Origin of the sequence: Curtobacterium citri, from assembly GCF_030362955.1 — a bacterium.
GTDB lineage: Bacteria > Actinomycetota > Actinomycetes > Actinomycetales > Microbacteriaceae > Curtobacterium > Curtobacterium citri.
Genome location: NZ_JAUCML010000002.1, coordinates 142,551 through 159,211, shown reverse-complemented (window position 1 = coordinate 159,211; position 16,661 = coordinate 142,551). Strand labels below are relative to the sequence as shown.

Annotated in this window: 15 protein-coding genes and 2 tRNA genes; 10 read left to right on the top strand and 7 right to left on the bottom strand. The window is 71.5% G+C overall.

What is annotated here, in order from left to right; all coding sequences use genetic code 11:
* Positions 1-16 precede the first annotated feature (16 nt).
* On the top strand, positions 17-307 hold the full coding sequence (locus QUG92_RS03220) for a DUF1905 domain-containing protein (protein WP_289457643.1): 291 nt from the start codon (positions 17-19) through the stop codon (positions 305-307).
* 165 nt (positions 308-472) lie between these two features.
* Here the strand turns inward: QUG92_RS03220 and QUG92_RS03215 are convergent.
* Positions 473-543: transfer RNA gene (locus QUG92_RS03215), tRNA-Gly, on the bottom strand.
* Positions 544-599: 56 nt separating this feature from the next.
* Here QUG92_RS03215 and QUG92_RS03210 point away from each other — a divergent pair.
* From QUG92_RS03210 to QUG92_RS03185, 6 genes are all read left to right on the top strand, one after another.
* The gene (locus QUG92_RS03210; protein ID WP_289457642.1) at positions 600-923 is read left to right on the top strand and encodes a hypothetical protein; all 324 of its coding nucleotides are present in this window, start codon (positions 600-602) and stop codon (positions 921-923) included.
* Positions 924-977: 54 nt separating this feature from the next.
* Positions 978-1,054 (top strand) — tRNA-Pro (locus tag QUG92_RS03205).
* A gap of 36 nt (positions 1,055-1,090) precedes the next feature.
* The gene (gene tig / locus QUG92_RS03200; RefSeq protein ID WP_289457641.1) at positions 1,091-2,428 is read left to right on the top strand and encodes a trigger factor; all 1,338 of its coding nucleotides are present in this window, start codon (positions 1,091-1,093) and stop codon (positions 2,426-2,428) included.
* 158 nt (positions 2,429-2,586) lie between these two features.
* Positions 2,587-3,213, top strand: a complete 627-nt coding sequence (locus tag QUG92_RS03195; protein ID WP_069711514.1) for an ATP-dependent Clp protease proteolytic subunit — start codon at positions 2,587-2,589, stop codon at positions 3,211-3,213.
* A 26-nt stretch (positions 3,214-3,239) separates the two neighbouring features.
* Positions 3,240-3,899 carry an ATP-dependent Clp protease proteolytic subunit gene (locus tag QUG92_RS03190; protein WP_069711513.1) on the top strand — a complete coding sequence of 220 codons (660 nt, stop codon included), beginning with the start codon at positions 3,240-3,242 and terminating at the stop codon, positions 3,897-3,899.
* Positions 3,900-3,979: 80 nt separating this feature from the next.
* Complete coding sequence (locus QUG92_RS03185) at positions 3,980-5,713, top strand: Ig-like domain-containing protein (RefSeq protein ID WP_289457640.1); 1,734 nt, start codon at positions 3,980-3,982, stop codon at positions 5,711-5,713.
* Positions 5,714-5,734: 21 nt separating this feature from the next.
* Here the strand turns inward: QUG92_RS03185 and QUG92_RS03180 are convergent, their stop codons facing one another.
* Both QUG92_RS03180 and QUG92_RS03175 read right to left on the bottom strand, forming a co-directional pair.
* Entirely contained in the window at positions 5,735-6,346 is a 612-nt protein-coding gene (locus QUG92_RS03180) for a copper resistance CopC family protein (protein ID WP_289457639.1), read from the bottom strand.
* 65 nt (positions 6,347-6,411) lie between these two features.
* Entirely contained in the window at positions 6,412-7,131 is a 720-nt protein-coding gene (locus tag QUG92_RS03175) for a YcnI family copper-binding membrane protein (RefSeq protein WP_289457638.1), read from the bottom strand.
* 208 nt (positions 7,132-7,339) lie between these two features.
* On the opposite strand from QUG92_RS03175, the gene clpX reads away from it, so the two are divergent.
* The gene (gene clpX / locus QUG92_RS03170; RefSeq protein WP_069711509.1) at positions 7,340-8,620 is read left to right on the top strand and encodes an ATP-dependent Clp protease ATP-binding subunit ClpX; all 1,281 of its coding nucleotides are present in this window, start codon (positions 7,340-7,342) and stop codon (positions 8,618-8,620) included.
* Between the two features lie 278 nt (positions 8,621-8,898).
* On the opposite strand, the gene QUG92_RS03165 is transcribed toward clpX, so the two are convergent.
* Both QUG92_RS03165 and QUG92_RS03160 read right to left on the bottom strand, forming a co-directional pair.
* Positions 8,899-10,926, bottom strand: a complete 2,028-nt coding sequence (locus tag QUG92_RS03165) for a M3 family metallopeptidase (RefSeq protein ID WP_289457637.1) — start codon at positions 10,924-10,926, stop codon at positions 8,899-8,901.
* 97 nt (positions 10,927-11,023) lie between these two features.
* Positions 11,024-11,602: a TetR/AcrR family transcriptional regulator gene (locus tag QUG92_RS03160; RefSeq protein WP_289457636.1), complete on the bottom strand. Its 579-nt coding sequence runs from the start codon at positions 11,600-11,602 to the stop codon at positions 11,024-11,026.
* Positions 11,603-11,715: 113 nt separating this feature from the next.
* Here QUG92_RS03160 and QUG92_RS03155 point away from each other — a divergent pair, with 113 nt between their 5' ends.
* Both QUG92_RS03155 and QUG92_RS03150 read left to right on the top strand, forming a co-directional pair.
* Positions 11,716-12,984: a sensor histidine kinase gene (locus QUG92_RS03155; RefSeq protein WP_289457635.1), complete on the top strand. Its 1,269-nt coding sequence runs from the start codon at positions 11,716-11,718 to the stop codon at positions 12,982-12,984.
* Positions 12,981-13,700 carry a response regulator gene (locus QUG92_RS03150; protein WP_289457634.1) on the top strand — a complete coding sequence of 240 codons (720 nt, stop codon included), beginning with the start codon at positions 12,981-12,983 and terminating at the stop codon, positions 13,698-13,700. The genes QUG92_RS03155 and QUG92_RS03150 overlap by 4 nt, the downstream gene beginning before the upstream one ends.
* A 37-nt stretch (positions 13,701-13,737) precedes the next feature.
* On the opposite strand, the gene QUG92_RS03145 is transcribed toward QUG92_RS03150, so the two are convergent.
* Positions 13,738-13,989, bottom strand: a complete 252-nt coding sequence (locus tag QUG92_RS03145; protein WP_289457633.1) for a hypothetical protein — start codon at positions 13,987-13,989, stop codon at positions 13,738-13,740.
* A gap of 74 nt (positions 13,990-14,063) precedes the next feature.
* Positions 14,064-16,655 (bottom strand): valine--tRNA ligase, encoded by a 2,592-nt coding sequence (valS, locus tag QUG92_RS03140; protein WP_259346064.1) that lies wholly within the window; start codon positions 16,653-16,655, stop codon positions 14,064-14,066.
* Positions 16,656-16,661 lie beyond the last annotated feature (6 nt).

Below are 16,661 nucleotides of genomic sequence, written 5' to 3'. Positions count from 1 at the left end.
GCCGTACGATCCCCGCGTGGACATCGAGTTCGACGGCGACGTCATCGAGTGGCGGGGGCCCGCCCCGTTCGTCTTCGCGGTCGTCCCGCCCGACGTGGTCGACCTCGTGCACGAGCTGGCGTCCGAGCTGACCTACGGGTGGGGCGTCGTGCCGGCCGGCGTGACGATCGGCAGCGTGCGCTGGACCACCTCGTTGTTCCCGAAGGACGGCGGCTACCTCGTGCCCCTGCGCACCGCGGAGCGGCGGCGGGCGGGGGTCGAGGTCGGCGACACGGTCCACCTGATCCTGACGTTCAGCGCTCCCTGACGCCGGACTCTCCGGGAGGACTGCCGCTCTCGGAGACCACTCGGGCTTCCGGACGCCAGGGCGCGAGACGGCCAGGGCGCGAGACAGCCAGGACGCGGGCGGGCGTCACGAGGACGGGACCGGGACGAGCAGCCGACGACCCTCGCGCAGCGCTGGAGGACACGGAGGGGATGACGGGAATCGAACCCGCGTGGCCAGTTTGGAAGACTGGGGCTCTACCATTGAGCTACATCCCCGCACTGCGGCACCAGGTCCGCAGCGCCACCATCGTAGCGGACGAACGACCACCCCCATGCCATCGAACGTGCTCCCGCAGCCCGACGGGTCGGACACACGCCGCATCAAGCGCTCCCGCGTCGTCTCCTTCGTGCTGCTGGCCCTGGCTGCCGTGGTGTTCTCCCTGCGGCCCGAGGCCTTCGGCGACCCCCAGGCGCAACCGCTGCACGCCCTGCTGCACGTCTGGCGGATCGTGCTCGGCGTCGTGCTCATGGTCGCCGCGCTCGGGGTCCAGGTCGTCGTCGGGGTGCGCTGGCGGCAGGGGCTGCGGCGGCGCGCGGAGGCCGACGCGCCCGACCCCGGCACGCCTCCCGGGAACCAGGCACCGGCGGACCGCTAGACTCGTCGCGGTCGTGCGTGCCCTCGGGCGTGCGCGACCACCCTGGCCCAGTCACGGGGCGTAGCTCAGCTTGGTAGAGCGCCCGCTTTGGGAGCGGGAGGTCGCAGGTTCAAATCCTGTCGCCCCGACCAGGTCCACTCGAACGTCAACCAACAGGAGTACATCCCTTGGCCACCAGCACCGTCGACAAGGTGAGCGACACCCGCGTCAAGCTCACCGTGAACGTGACGCCGGACGATCTCAAGCCGAGCATCGACCACGCCTACAAGCACATCGCCGAGCAGATCAACATCCCCGGCTTCCGCAAGGGGAAGGTCCCGCCGGCGATCGTCGACCAGCGCGTCGGCCGCGGCGAGGTCCTGAACCACGCCGTCGGTGACGCCATCGACACCTTCTACCGCCAGGCGGTGGAGGAGCAGGAGCTGCGCATCCTCGGTCGCGCCGAGGCCGACGTCGCCGAGCTCCCGAACGTGAAGGACTTCTCCGGCGACCTCGTCCTCACCTTCGAGGTGGACGTCCGTCCGGAGTTCGACCTGCCGAACTACGGCGAGTACGAGCTCACGGTCGACGCCGTCGACGTCTCCGACGACGAGATCGAGGAGGAGCTGCAGAACCTGCGCACCCGCTTCGGCACGCTCGTCACGGTCGACCGTCCGGCGAAGACCGGCGACTTCGCCCAGATCGACCTGACCGCCACCATCGGCGACGACGAGGTCGACTCGGCCACCGGCGTCTCCTACGAGATCGGCTCGGGCGACCTGCTCGAGGGCATCGACGAGGCGCTCGAGTCGCTCACCGCCGGTGAGTCGACCACGTTCGAGTCCACGCTGGTCGGTGGTGACCGCGAGGGCGAGACCGCGCAGATCGCCGTGACCGTCACCGCCGTCAAGGAGCGCGAGCTCCCCGAGGCCGACGACGAGTTCGCCCAGATCGCCAGCCAGTTCGACACCATCGACGAGCTCAAGGCGGACCTGAAGGAGCAGATCGCGAAGTCCAAGACCTTCGGTCAGGGCGCCGCGGCTCGCGACAAGCTCGTCGAGAAGCTCATCGAGGACGTGAACATCCCGATCTCGGAGCAGCTCATCGAGGACGAGGTGCACCGTCACCTCGAGCAGGAGAACCGTCTCGAGGACGAGGAGCACCGCAAGGAGGTCTCCGAGTCCAGCGAGAAGGCCTTCCGCTCGCAGATCCTCCTCGACGCCATCGCCGAGAAGGAGGAGATCCAGGTCTCCCAGGAGGAACTCACGCAGTACCTCATCCAGGCTGCGGCGCAGTACGGCATGGAGCCGGCCGAGTTCATCAAGGTCATCGACCAGAACGGCCAGATCCCCGGCATGGTCGGCGAGGTCGCCCGCTCGAAGGCGGTCGCGACCGTCCTCGCCAAGGTGACCGTCAAGGACACCAACGGCGACGCCGTCGACCTCTCCGCCTTCACCGCCGGTGTGGCGCAGGAGTCGGACGCCGACGAGTCGGCTGACGAGACCACCGAGGCCGACGCGAAGTAACGCGACGCGCTGACGGACGGGAGGCACGGTGCCAGCTGGCACCGTGCCTCCCGTCCGTCGTCCCGGCACCATCCGACCGCCCAGAGCGAACAGGCGCGAAGTGGTGCGTTGCACCCGATAAGTTCGACATCAAGCGACAACTGAACGGGAGCTTTTCCATGGCCGAAGCGACACTGAACCCCAGTGTTTTTGACCGCCTTCTGAGAGACCGGATCGTGTGGCTCGGCTCTGAGGTCCGCGACGACAACTCGAACGAGATCGCAGCGAAGCTGCTGATGCTCGCCGCCGAGGACCCCGAGAAGGACATCTACCTCTACATCAACTCGCCCGGTGGTTCGATCACCGCGGGCATGGCGATCTACGACACGATGCAGTTCGTGCCGAACGACATCGTCACCGTGGGCATCGGCCTCGCGGCCTCGATGGGGCAGTTCCTGCTCTCGTCGGGCACCCCGGGCAAGCGCTACATCACCCCGAACGCGCGCGTGCTCCTGCACCAGCCGTCCGGTGGCTTCGGCGGCACCGCTGCCGACATCCAGACGCAGGCCAAGGTCATCCTCGACATGAAGCAGCGGATGGCGGAGCTCACGGCCGAGCAGACCGGCAAGTCGATCGAGCAGGTCCTCAAGGACAACGACCGCGACAACTGGTTCACGGCGCAGGAGGCCCTCGAGTACGGCTTCGTCGACCACCTCCGTGCCTCGTCGATCGAGGTCATCGGCGGCGGCGGAACCGTGGGCGACGGCGAGACGCCGACGTCGGCGGCCGAGCCCGAGTCCAACTGACCACCACCGAAGAGAAGGAAACGAGAATGCACCTCCCCATGCTCGGTGGCGCGCAGAACGTCCCGGCTCCGTCCGATCGCTACATCCTCCCCAGCTTCGAGGAGCGCACGGCCTACGGCTTCAAGCGGCAGGACCCGTACGCGAAGCTCTTCGAGGACCGCATCGTGTTCCTCGGCGTGCAGGTGGACGACGCGTCCGCCGACGACGTCATGGCCCAGCTGCTCGTGCTCGAGTCGATGGACCCGGACCGCGACATCGTCATGTACATCAACTCGCCCGGTGGCTCGTTCACCGCGATGACGGCGATCTACGACACGATGCAGTACATCCGCCCGCAGATCCAGACGGTCTGCCTCGGCCAGGCGGCCTCGGCCGCGTCGGTGCTCCTCGCTGCCGGTACCCCCGGCAAGCGTCTCGCCCTGCCGAACGCCCGCGTGCTCATCCACCAGCCCGCCGTGCAGCAGGGCGGCGGCCAGGCGTCCGACATCGAGATCCAGGCGGCGGAGATCCTCCGCATGCGCACCTGGCTCGAGGAGACGCTGTCGAAGCACTCCAACAAGACGCCGGAGCAGGTCAACAACGACATCGAGCGCGACAAGATCATGTCCGCCGAAGAGGCTCTGGAGTACGGCCTGATCGACCAGGTCCTCACGAGCCGCAAGAACCTGCCGGCGCTCGTCAAGTAGCACCGCACCGCACGGTCGAAGGCCCCGGACCCGCTGGTCCGGGGCCTTCGTCGTTGCCGATGCACGATACGGTATTCCGTATGCTGATGTTCTCCTCCTGGTCCCGCCACCGGAGCGTCGTGCGGCTCGCGGCTGCCGGGCTGCTCGTCACCCTGCTGGGTTCCACCGGCGTCCTCGCCGCTGGCGACGGTGCTGCAGCGGTCGGGTCGTCCGAGCAGCGATCGACGGACGTCGTGGACGTCACCGCGGACCCCGCCCGGGTCGGACCCGGGGCCGTGTCGGACTGGATCCGCCTGGTGCCGTCGTCGCTCGTGCTCGGCGAGCTCCGCGTGACGGCACCACCCGGGACGACGATCGTCTGGGCGGACGCTGACGTCCGGCCCCTGGAGGGCTCGATCGCGTCGGACGGGAGCTCGGCGACCTGGGTGGGCAGGAACTCGTGGTCGGAGGGGTGGCGCGTGCCGAAGGTCCGGCTCCGTGTCAGCCCGGAGACCCCGCCCGGTCGGACCTCCGGGTCGGTCCGCGTCGTGGACCCCGAGGGCGGTGCCGTGGTGGCGACCGGAACCCTGCCGGTGGACGTGACCGCGCCGGACGTGGCCATCCCGGTCGAGCGCACGCCGCTGGGTGTGGGCACCGAGTCCGGGTGGATCGCCGTCGTCCCGGAGCGGACGGTCGCTGGTGTGCTCACCGTGACGGCGCCGCCCGGGACGAGCATCACCGCCGCCGATGCGGACGTCCGTCCGCTCGCGGGGCGGATCGCCGAGGACGACTCCTTCGCCACGGTGGCCGGGCGGCTCGCCGATCGCGATCTCCGACCGTTCTTCGAGCAGTGGGGCATCCCGATCGGCGAGCAGGCCGCGGCCGACCTTGCGCAGCGTCCCGCACTCCAGCGGGCGATCTGGGAGAACGTGGACACGTCGACGGACCGTCCGGAGCACGTCCTGCCCGAGGTGGGTACCCCGGTCGGCGCGATCGTCGGTGCCCCCGAGGTCGTCGTCGGGCAGCGGCACTTCCCCGATGTGCCCGTCGAGGGGATCGGCAGCAGTGACGGTGCGCCCGTGTCCGTCGGTGCCACGACGGTGTCGGCGGTCGACCAGGGGTACGGGAGCATCACCGTGGAGCTGGTGGACCCCCGCGGACCGCGGGAGGTGATCGACGGGACGATCCGTGCCCGGGCCGGGAACCTGGTCGACCTCCTCGGGCAGAAGGACCGCCCGGTCGCGCGGCTCGCCATCCTGCCCGAGGACCACGAGCTCCGGCTCGTGCCCCGCACGACCTACCAGGCCCACTCCTCGTGGGCCGGGCGCGAGTACATCGGCATCGAACTGCGGTCGGCCGACGGCGAACGGTCGCTCGGCGACTGGTCGATCAAGGGTGACGAGACCGCGTACCCGCTCGCCGACCGGTTCGACGCGCACTGGCAGGAGGGGCAGATCCTGGTCATCCGGCACCAGCAGCACGACGGGGTGTTCCCCTGGCGGGACAGCGAGCGGATGCCCGCTTCGACCGACCTCGTCCAGCGGTTCCGGATCGTCGACGGCGGGCTCGTGCGCGATGACGGCGTCTTCACCGCCGTGAGCATCGCGTCGCCCGAGGACGGTGCCGACACCGATCTCCGCCCGGTCCTGACGGGGCACGGGGAGCCGGGGAGCGCGGTCGTCGTCCGCCGGAAGGACACCGACGACGTGCTCGGCGAAGGGCACGTCGACCACCGGGGGGAGTGGACGATCGAGCTCGACTCGGACCTCGAGGAACGACGACAGACCCTCGTGGTGACGCAGTACGGTCCGGGTGACGACCCCGGGACCGTGTGACGGCCCGCCGTCCGGCCCCGGTCAGTCCTCGTCGTGGTCGTCAGCCGCGGGTGCCGGTCGGCGCCGGAGCAGGAGCAGGACCGCGACGACGACGCCGGCCAGGACGATCCCGCCGGCACCGATGAAGAGCGCGTCCGTCGCACTCGAGTCGTCGCCGGCGGCCTCGCTGCCGTTCGTCGAGCCCGGGGCGGGGCTCGACCCGTCACCGGTCGCGCACGTCGCCGGCGTCGCGGAGCCGCGGTCGGGCGAGAAGCCGGCCGGCGCCTTCCACGTGAAGTCGTAGCGGTCGGAGACGGTGTGGCCGTCGGCGGAGACGATCTGCCACTCGACCTCGTACCTGCCGGAGCTCCCGAGGGCGGCCTTCGTGGTCATCGACGGGCCGTCCACGGAGACGCAGCCGTCCTCGTGGTACCTCCCGTCGGGACCGATCACGCGGAAGGCGAAGCCGGAGTCCGAGCCGCCGATGGCCAGCAACCGGTCGTTCGTCGTGATGTCGAAGCGGTCCGGGAGCTCGGTGAGCGTCCCGCCCACCTCGGGCGTCGAGGACACGAGGTAGTTGTGCGCGCTGGCGGGGGCGGCCAGGCCGAGGACCGCGCCGCCTGCGACGGCGAGGGCCGCGGCGGTCGCGGCCACGGGCCTCCAGGCCGGACGTCGGACCGTCCAGGACCGGCTGCCGCGCGTCGGACGCGATCCGAGGGTCACTTCGATGCGTCCCGGCGACGCGTCGCCGCGACCGCGACGACCAGTCCGACGGCGCCGACGACCAGGCCGCCGAGCCCGAGGAAGCGACCGACGAGGTCGGGCTGCGCCGCGGTCGTGCCGGTGTCGCTCGCGGTGGCGGTGGTGGCGTCGTCGTCGTCGCCCTGGGTGGTGGCGGCGGTCAGCACGATCGAGGGCGCGGGGTGCTCCGGCTCGGCCTTCCCGGACTCCTGCGCCTGGTCCCAGTCGACCGAGCCGCGCTCGCAGGTCTGCACCACGGGGAAGGACACCCGGTCGCCGGGCTTGCCGTCCGGCAGGGAGAACGACAGGGCGAAGGTGTCGCGCTCGTCGGCGGGGAGCGGGGTCTTCGCGGTGTAGGTGACACTCGTGACGCGCTCGGCGCCGGCCTCGGTCTCCTCGTCGCTCGCGGTGCCGCTCGACGGAGCGGTGTACGGCTCGGTGGCCTTCGTGATCGTCCAGTTCGGGTTGACCGTCGGCGTGACCTCGATGACGGACTCGGGCACCTGGAAGACGAGCTTCGTGGTGGGGGAGCCGTCGCATCCGTGCGGCACCGAGAATGTGGCCGTGGTGTACGAGTTCGCCGCGGTGGAGGTCGCGTCGGCCTCGACGTGGGCGCTGGCCGCAGCGGCGGTGCCGAGGACGATCGCGGCGGTGACGCCGAGGGTGCCGGTACCGAGGAGGGCGAGTCGCTTCGTCATGGGGTCCTTCCGACCTCTACAACTTGTAGAGGAACCGGAGTCACCGTACCAGGTGTGCACGCCCTGGGCGAACGTGCCGGGACAGGCCGGACGGCGTCGCGGTCGGTGTCACCGGATGCGGTTAGAGTCGATCCATCGGGCGGGTCACCAGCCTGCATCGGTCGACCGCACCGGTCATCCGCACCGGTCATCCAAGGAGGGCACCGACATGGCACGCATCGGAGAGAGCGCTGACCTGCTGAAGTGCTCCTTCTGCGGCAAGAGCCAGAAGCAGGTCCAGCAGCTCATCGCCGGACCGGGGGTGTACATCTGCGACGAGTGCGTCGAGCTGTGCAACGAGATCATCGAGGAGCGCCTGGCCGAGGCCGGCGAGGACACCACCGGCGGCGACTTCGACCTGCCGAAGCCCCGCGAGATCTTCGACTTCCTGCAGGAGTACGTCATCGGGCAGGACCCCGCGAAGCGTGCCCTCGCCGTGGCCGTCTACAACCACTACAAGCGCATCCGCGCGCAGGGGCAGATCACCGCCGCGGAGGACCGCGACGACGTCGAGATCGCCAAGTCGAACATCCTGCTCATCGGTCCGACCGGCTGCGGCAAGACCTACCTGGCCCAGACGCTCGCGAAGCGTCTGAACGTGCCGTTCGCGGTCGCCGACGCGACTGCCCTGACCGAGGCCGGCTACGTGGGCGAGGACGTCGAGAACATCCTCCTCAAGCTGATCCAGGCCGCGGACTACGACGTCAAGCGGGCCGAGACCGGCATCATCTACATCGACGAGGTCGACAAGATCGCGCGGAAGGCCGAGAACCCCTCGATCACGCGCGACGTCTCGGGCGAGGGCGTGCAGCAGGCGCTGCTCAAGATCCTCGAGGGGACGACGGCCTCGGTCCCGCCGCAGGGTGGACGGAAGCACCCGCACCAGGAGTTCATCCAGATCGACACGACGAACGTGCTGTTCATCGTCGCCGGGGCGTTCGCAGGGCTCGAGGACATCGTGTCCTCGCGCGTCGGCAAGCGCGGCATCGGGTTCGGCGCGCCGCTCCACAGCCCGCTCGACCAGCAGGACCTCTTCGCGGACGTCCTGCCGGAGGACCTGCACAAGTTCGGTCTGATCCCCGAGTTCATCGGGCGTCTCCCCGTCGTCACCACGGTGTCGCAGCTCGACCAGTCGGCGCTCATGCAGATCCTGACCGAGCCCAAGAACGCGCTGGTGAAGCAGTACCAGCGGATGTTCCAGATCGACGGGGTCGAGCTCGAGTTCGACCGCGGCGCGCTCGAGGCCATCGCCGACCTCGCCGTGCTGCGGCAGACCGGTGCCCGTGGTCTCCGCGCCATCCTCGAGGAGGTCCTCGGGCCGGTCATGTTCGACGTGCCCTCGGACGACGACGTCGCACGCGTGGTGATCACGCGCGAGTCCGTGCTCGAGAACGCGGCGCCGACGATCGTGCCGCACCCGCGGGCAAAGCGCGTCGAGAAGTCCGCGTAGCTCGCGGTTCGCGAACGGCCCGGTCCCCTCGGGGGTCGGGCCGTTCGTGTGTGTGGGGGGCGCTCCGTGCGGATGCGTCCGGTCCGTGCCGTCCGTCCCGTCCCTCCCGCCCGGGATCGAACCACGAACACGACGTCGAACCAGCAGGGTGCCCTGGTTCGACGTCGCATCCGTGGTTCGACACCAGCGGTTCGGACGTCGGGCCGCGGGACCGCCGGCCCGCCGGCCCGCGGGCCCGCGGGGCCGCGGGGCCGCGGTGCCGCCGCCCCGCCGCGCGCCTACTCCAGCCCGCGGCGACGCAGCAGCGGGCCGACCTCGGCGTCGCGCCCGCGGAACGCGCGGTAGGCCTCCAGCGGGTCCTGCGCCCCGCCGACGCCGAGCACCTTCGCCGCGAACCGCGCCCCGGCCTCCCGGGACAGCCCGCCGTTCTCGCGGAACCACTCGACGGTGTCGGCGTCGAGCACCTCGGACCAGATGTACCCGTAGTACCCGGCGTCGTACCCGCCCGAGAAGGTGTGCGCGAAGTACGTCGACGAGTACCGCGGCGGCACGGCGTGCACGTCCACCCCGGCGTCCGTCAGGGCCTGTCGCTCGAACGCCTCGACGTCGGTGACCTCGGCTGCTGCCGCCGCGGACAGCCGGTGCCACGCCTGGTCGAGGAGCGCCGCGGCGAGGTACTCCGTGGTCGAGAAGCCCTCGTTGAAGCCGGCCGAGTCGCTCAGGCCGAGCACGAGCTCCGGCGGCAGCGGCGCACCGGTCTCGTGGTGCTTGGCGTAGTTCGCGAGCACCGACGGCCACGACACCCACATCTCGTTCACCTGCGACGGGAACTCGACGAAGTCACGTTCGACGTTCGTCCCCGAGAACCGCGGGTACGTCGTCCGGGCGATGAGTCCGTGCAGCGCGTGCCCGAACTCGTGGAAGAGCGTCTCGACCTCGTCCTGGATGAGGAGCGTGGGGGACCCCGCCGCCGGCTTCGCCACGTTGAGGTTGTTGACGACGACCGGCAGCGTGCCGAGCAGCTCGGACTGCTCGACGACGGGGTTCATCCACGCGCCACCGCGCTTGCCGTCCCGCGTGTACAGGTCGAGCAGGTAGAGCCCGACCGGTTCGTCGTCGTCCGAACGCACCTCGAAGACCCGGACCTCGTCGTTGTAGCCGTGCAGGTCCGGACGCTCGGTGAACGTCAGCCCGTAGAGCGCGCCGGCCGCGTGGAAGACGCCGTCGCGCAGGACCCGGTCGGCCTCGAAGTACGGCCGGAGCGCCGAGCTGTCCGCGGCGAACTGCTCGCCGCGCAGGACCTCGGTCGCGTACGCCCAGTCCCACGCCTCGACGTCGAAGCCGACGGTGCGGGAACGGACGGCCCGCTCGTCGTCGGCGTTCGCCGTCGCGGCCGGCACGAGCGACGACAGCAGGCCGTCGACGGCCTCGGGCGTCCGGGCGGTCTCGTCCGCGGTGACGACGGCGGCGTGGTTCGGGAACCCGAGCAGTTCCGCGCGCTCGGCGCGGAGGCGCACGATCCGCAGCAGCACGTCCCGGTTGTCGTGCTCGTTCCCGCGGCGCCCGCGGGAGCGTGAGGCCCGCATCATCCGCTCCCGGAGCCCACGGTCGGTCAGCGACGCGAGCCACGGGTGCCCGGTGTACAGCGGCAGGGTGATCAACCACCCGTCGAGCCCCCGGTCGCGAGCGGCCCCGGCAGCGGCGGACCTCGCGCCGTCGTCGAGCCCGTCGAGCTCCTGTTCGTCGGTGACGTGCACGGCGAGGTCGTTGGTGTCCTCGAGCAGGTTCCGCTCGAAGGTCGTGGTGAGCGTCGAGAGCTCCTGGTTGATCGCGGTCAGGCGCTCCTTGCCGGCTTCGTCGAGTCCGGCGCCGGCGAGCGTCATCTCGGTGTGGGTCCGCTCGACGAGACGGCGGTCCTCGTCCGTCAGGTCGGCCCGGTCGCCCAGGGCGGCACGCACCGCGTCGACGCGCGCGTACAGCCGGGAGTCGAGCGTGATCGCGTCACGGTGCGCGGCGAGCAGCGGGGAGACCTCGGCCTCGAGGTCGTGCAGCTCGGGCGTCGAGTCGGCGGAGGACAGGGTGAAGAACACGTGGGAGACGCGCGTCAGCAGCTGCCCGGAGCGCTCGAGCGCCACGAGCGTGTTCTCGAAGGTCGGGGCCTCGTCCGAGGCGGCGATCGCCTCGACCTCGGCGCGCTGCTCGGCCGTCCCGGCGTCGAACGCGGGGCGGAAGTGCTCGAGCCGGACGTCGTCGAACGGCGGGAGGGCGTAGGGGAGGGTGCTCGGTTCGTCGAACGGGGTTGCCATGGTCCCCACACTACGGACGGGAGGAGCGCGGCGGCCCCGCCACGCGCCTCCCGTCCGTCACCTGGTCGCGCGCTCGCCCCGTGGGCCGCGCGGGCCGTCAGCGCGTCGCGGCGTCGATGAGGGTCGCGGCGGCACGGCGCGCGTGCCGCGCCGGTGCGGTGTCGCCCGCGATGGCCGCCGTGGTCTGCGCCCCCTCGGCGAGCAGCGCGAGCTGCGCGGCGAGCTCCTCGGCGGTCTCCGCGTCGGCGACGACGTCGGCGGCCAGCCCGGCGACGTAGCGCTGGAAGGATTCCTTGTGTGCCCGTGCGATCTCCGCCACCGCGGGGGAGGTCCCGCCGAGCTCCCCGAAGGCGTTGATGAAGCCGCACCCGCGGAACGTGTCGTCGCCGAACCACTGCTCGAGGAAGTCGTACATCACGAGGAGTCGGTCCCGCGGAGCCGTCGCAGCCGCGACGGCCGCGGTGATGCCCTGCTCCCACGTGGCGTGCCGCCCGGCGAGGACCGCGGCGATGAGCTGGTCCTTGCCCGGGAACGCGGCGTAGAGCTTCTTCAGCGAGACGCCGGCACCGGTCCGGATGTCGTCCATGCCGACCGACTGGAACCCACGGGCGGCGAAGAGCGCGTCGGCGGTGGCGCGGATGCGCTCGCTCGTCTCCTGGTCCACGGCGTTCGCCAACGGTCGTCCTCCCGATCCCGTGCGGCGGTCGCTCCGAGCAGACGGGAACGGCCGTTCCCGAGTGTACCGGGGTCCGCTCGCTGCATCGCGACCGCGGTGCATATACTGAACATGTGATATTCCAAGCAGCAGTCGCGACGGGCGCCCTCCCGCGACCCCATCGGTGGATCGAGCGGCTCGTCGATGCCCCGGACCTCCGCACCCGCCGGGTCCTCCGCGCCGCCGCACTGTCGTTCCCCCTGGTCGTGACGGCCTGGAGTACCTGGTACGACGCACTCGCGGCGCGGGAGGCGCCGGACGCCGGGCAGCTGCTGGCGTTCCTCGCGGGCGGGCTGTCGCTGTACCTGGTCCGGCGACTCCCCGTCGTCCCGAGCGTGGTCGCACCCCTCGTGTGGGCCGCCACCGGGTCGTGCTCCTTCGTGATGGTGATGGCGGTCGTGCTCGGTGCCCGCCGTCCGCGGGGGTGGCTGCTGGTCCTCGGTGCGTACACGGTCCTGCACCCGCTCGGCCTCGTCCCCGTGCCCTGTTCGTTCCGAGCCGGGCACGTCGCGCTCCCCGAGGAGACCGCGCCGCTGCTCGGGGTCGTCCTGCCCGCGCTGGTCGGCGGTGCCGTGGGGGAGGCCTCCCGGTTGGTCGCGCTGCGTGAGGACCGCCTCCGGCTCGCCGCCGAGGTGGCCGCCGCCCGGGCGGCCGACGTCGTCGCGCACGAGCGGCTCCGCCTGAGCCGCGACATGCACGACCTCGTCGGTCAGAACGTCAGCCGGATGACCCTGCACGCGAGTGCGATCGCCGCGCGCAGTGCCGACGCCGAAGCCCGGTCGCTGGCGACCAGGATCGCGGACACGGGCGCGGACCTCCTGGAGGACGTGCACTTCGTCGTCGGACTCCTGCGCGACGGCGCGGACGGCGCGGACCGCGCGACCGGCGCGGACGCCGCCGACGGCGCGCACGTCGCGTCGTCGAGCGGCCCGGACATCGGGACCGGTCCCCGCGCACGGTCGTCCCGCTCGTGGCAGGAGTCGATCGACGCGGCGGAGCGCGACGGCACCGTGGTCCGCCGGCACGGACCCGCGGCCGGCCCGATCGCCCGGACGGCCGGGCTCGACGACGCATCGAGCGCCGTCCTGGACGCCGTGCTCGCCGAGGCCCTCCACAACGCGACGAAGCACGCCCCCGGGGCGGCGGTGGACGTCCGCGGCGAGATCTGGCCCGACCTCGTCCGGGTCCTGGTCGAGAACCCCGTCACGGACCACGCACCGGCACTGCCGAGCGGGGGCCACGGACTGGCGGTCGCGGCGGAGCGCGCGGCGTCGGTCGGCGGACGCGTGACGCACGGCGTCGTCGGAGAGCGCTTCCGGGTGACCGTCGAGGTGCCCCGGTGATCCGTGTCCTGCTCGTCGACGACGACGCCGACGTCCGGGCGAGCATCCGGCTCGTGCTCGAGTCCGAGCCGGACATCGTCGTGGTCGCCGAGTGCCCGGACGGGGAGCGCGGGGCGGCGGTCGCCCGTCGCCTGCGGGTCGACGTCGCACTCGTGGACCTCCGGATGCCCGGCGGACTGGACGGCATCGCGACGACCGGGCTCCTGCGGGCGCTCGAGGTCCCGCCCCGCGTGGTGGTGCTCACCGCCTTCGAGCACGACGACGCGGTGCTCCGCGCGCTCGAGGTCGGCGCGTCGGGGTTCCTGCTGAAGGGGGCTCGCCCGCACGAGCTCGCGGCCGCGGTTCGGGACGTCGCGGCCGACCGCTGCGTGCTGGCACCGGCGGTGGCGTCGGCGGTGGTGGCGCGAGCGGTGACCCGCCCGACACCGACCCGCCCGACGGCGGTCGGACCGGTGGCGGTCGGATCGATGGCGGTCGGCACGACGGCGGTCGCGGACGCCGGACCGGGGGCCGACGACGACCTCGCCGACCTCACCCCGCGGGAGCGGGAGCTCGCGGTCGCCGTCGGCGAGGGGCTGACGAACGCACAGATCGCTGCACGGCTCGGCGTCACGCCGGCCTCGGCCAAGACCTACGTCTCGCGGCTCCTCGACAAGCTCGGTCTGCAGAACCGGACGCAGCTGGCCATCACGGCCCACCGCGCCGGGCTCGTCTGACCCTCGGAGCGGAGGAGTCCCGGGCGGACCGCCCGGTTCAGTCCTCCTCCGGCGCGTCGTCCGGGTTCGTCACCTGTGCGCGCCCCGCGGCGTCGAGGTGGATCGACGTGCCGTCGTCGAGCTCGACGATCGGCTTGCCCTCGAGGAAGGTGAGCGTCCACCGCCAGGTCGACGCGTCGACCGACTCGGCCGCCAGCTCGTCCTCGACACCGCGCACGGCGACGACGACCGTCTCCGGCAGTCGCGACGGCGGCTCCCCACCCACGTTCCAGCGCGTGCCCAACTGCATCCGTGCCTCCAGTCCGTCCCGATCCGTCGTGTCGCAGGCCGGACCGCGGGACGGTCCGGCCTGCTCCCGTGACGCTACGCCTGCTGCTCGGCGAGCTCGATCTCGGTGACGGCGAGCTCCTCGCCGTCCGTGAACGACAGGTTCTCGATGCGCCCGACGGCTGCCAGGTCGACCGCCGCACGCTCGATGAGCGCACGCTGCTCGGCCGGGGCCGACACGACGGCGCGCGTCACCGGCGTCTTCTGCGAGGCCTTCGCGGCGGTCTTCGCACCGCGGATGCCGATGAGCGCCTGCCCGACGGCTGCCAGCAGGCCCGTCGGAGCGGCCTGCGTCGGCAGTTCGGCCGTCGTCGGCCAGGAGGCGCGGTGCACGCTGGTCTCGTGGGTCCAGGCCCACACCTCCTCCGTCGCGAACGGGAGGAACGGTGCCAGCAGCCGCAGCAGTGCGTCGATCGCGGCCCGCAGCGCCAGGACCGCACTCGCCTGCGTCTCGTGCGTCGCGTCGGTCGCGGTGCCGTAGGCGCGCTCCTTGACGAGCTCGAGGTAGTCGTCGCAGAACGTCCAGAAGAACCGTTCGGTGACCTCGAGCGCGCGGGCGTGGTCGAAGCCGTCGAAGGCCGTGGTGGCCTGGTCGATCACACTCGCGAGCTCGGCGAGCATGTCGACGTCGAGCGCCTCGGTCACGCTCGTGGCCCCGCTCGGGAGCTCGAACCCGTAGACGAACTTGGCGGCGTTGAGCACCTTGATCGCCAGGCGTCGGCCGACCTTGATCTGCTTCGGGTTCTGCGCGTCGAAGGCCGCGTCCGTGCCGAGCTTCGACGAGGCCGCCCAGTAGCGGACCGCGTCCGCGCCGTGCTGCTCGAGGATCGACAGCGGCGTGACGACGTTGCCCTTCGACTTCGACATCTTCTTGCGGTCGGGGTCGACGATGAAGCCGGAGATGCTCGCGTGCTTCCAGGGGGCCACGTCGGCCTCGAGCTGGCTGCGGAGCACCGTCGTGAAGAGCCAGGTGCGGATGATGTCCTGCGCCTGCGGGCGGACGTCGTACGGGAACACGAGGTCGTACAGCGCCGGGTCGGTCTCCCACTTGCCCGCGAGCTGCGGCGTGAGCGACGAGGTCGCCCACGTGTCCATCACGTCGAGTTCGCCCTGGAAGCCGCCGGCGACGCCGCGCTGGGACTCCTCGTAGCCGGGGGCCGGCTCGGATGCGGGGTCGACCGGGAGCTGGTCCTCGGTCGGGACGATCGGCTGGTCGAACACCGGGTTGCCGTCGGCGTCGAGCGGGTACCAGACCGGCAGCGGCACGCCGAAGAAGCGCTGGCGCGAGATGAGCCAGTCGCCGGACAGGCCGCCGACCCAGTTGTCGTAGCGGACGCGCATGAAGTCCGGGTGGAACGCGATCTCCTCGCCGCGCCGGTGGAGCGTGCTGCGGAGCTGCTCGTCGCGGGCGCCGTTGACGATGTACCACTGGCGGGTCGAGACGATCTCGAGCGGCTTGTCGCCCTTCTCGAAGAACTTCACCGGGTGGTTGATCGTCTTGACGTCGCCGACGAGCTCGCCGGACTCGGTGAGGGCGTCCACGAGGACCTTCTTCGCCGAGAACACCGTCTTGCCGGCCATCTCGGCGTAGAGCTCCTTGCCGCGGGCGGACTCGATCCAGGTCGGCTCGTCCGAGCGCACGCGGCCGTCGAAGCCGATGATCGCGCGGTTCGGCAGCTGGAGCTCGCGCCACCACACCACGTCGGTGGTGTCACCGAAGGTGCAGACCATCGCGATGCCGGCGCCCTTGTCCTGCTGCGCGAGGTGGTGCGCGAGCACCGGGACCTCGACGTCGAACAGGGGAGAGCGGACGGTCTTGCCGAACAGGTCCTGGAAGCGCTCGTCGTCCGGGTGGGCGACGAGGGCCACGCACGCGGGGAGCAGCTCGGGGCGGGTGGTCTGGATGACGACGTCCTCGCCGCCGTCGGTGCGGTGGAACGCGAGGCCGTGGTACGCGCCGGGCATCTCCTTGTCCTCGAGCTCGGCCTGGGCCACCGCGGTGCGGAACGTGACGTCCCAGAGCGTCGGGGCGTCGGCCTGGTAGGCCTCGCCGCGCTCGAGGTTGCGGAGGAAGGCACGCTGCGCGCTCGCGCGGGAGGTGTCGTCGATGGTCCGGTACGACTGCGTCCAGTCCACGGACAGGCCGAGCGTGCGGAAGAGGTGCTCGAACTGCTGCTCGTCCTGCACGGTCAGGCGCTCGCACAGCTCGATGAAGTTGCGGCGCGAGATCGGCAGCTGGTCGGCGGCCTTGGCGGACTTGCCGTCGCCGCCCTCGAACGGCGGGACGAACGCCGGGTCGTACGGGAGCTGCGGGTCGCAGCGGACGCCGTAGTAGTTCTGCACGCGACGCTCGGTCGGCAGGCCGTTGTCGTCCCAGCCCATCGGGTAGAAGACGTGCTTGCCGCGCATGCGCTCGTACCGGGCCTTGAGGTCGGTGTGCGTGTACGAGAACACGTGGCCGATGTGCAGCGATCCGGAGGCGGTCGGCGGCGGGGTGTCGATCGAGTACACCGCGTCCTTCGTCGCGCTGTCGCGGTCGAAGCGGTAGGTGCCGTCCTGCTCCCAGACCGGGCCCCAGACCTGCTCGAGTCCGTCGACGGTGGGCTTCTCGGGCATGGGCTTCGACATGGCGGG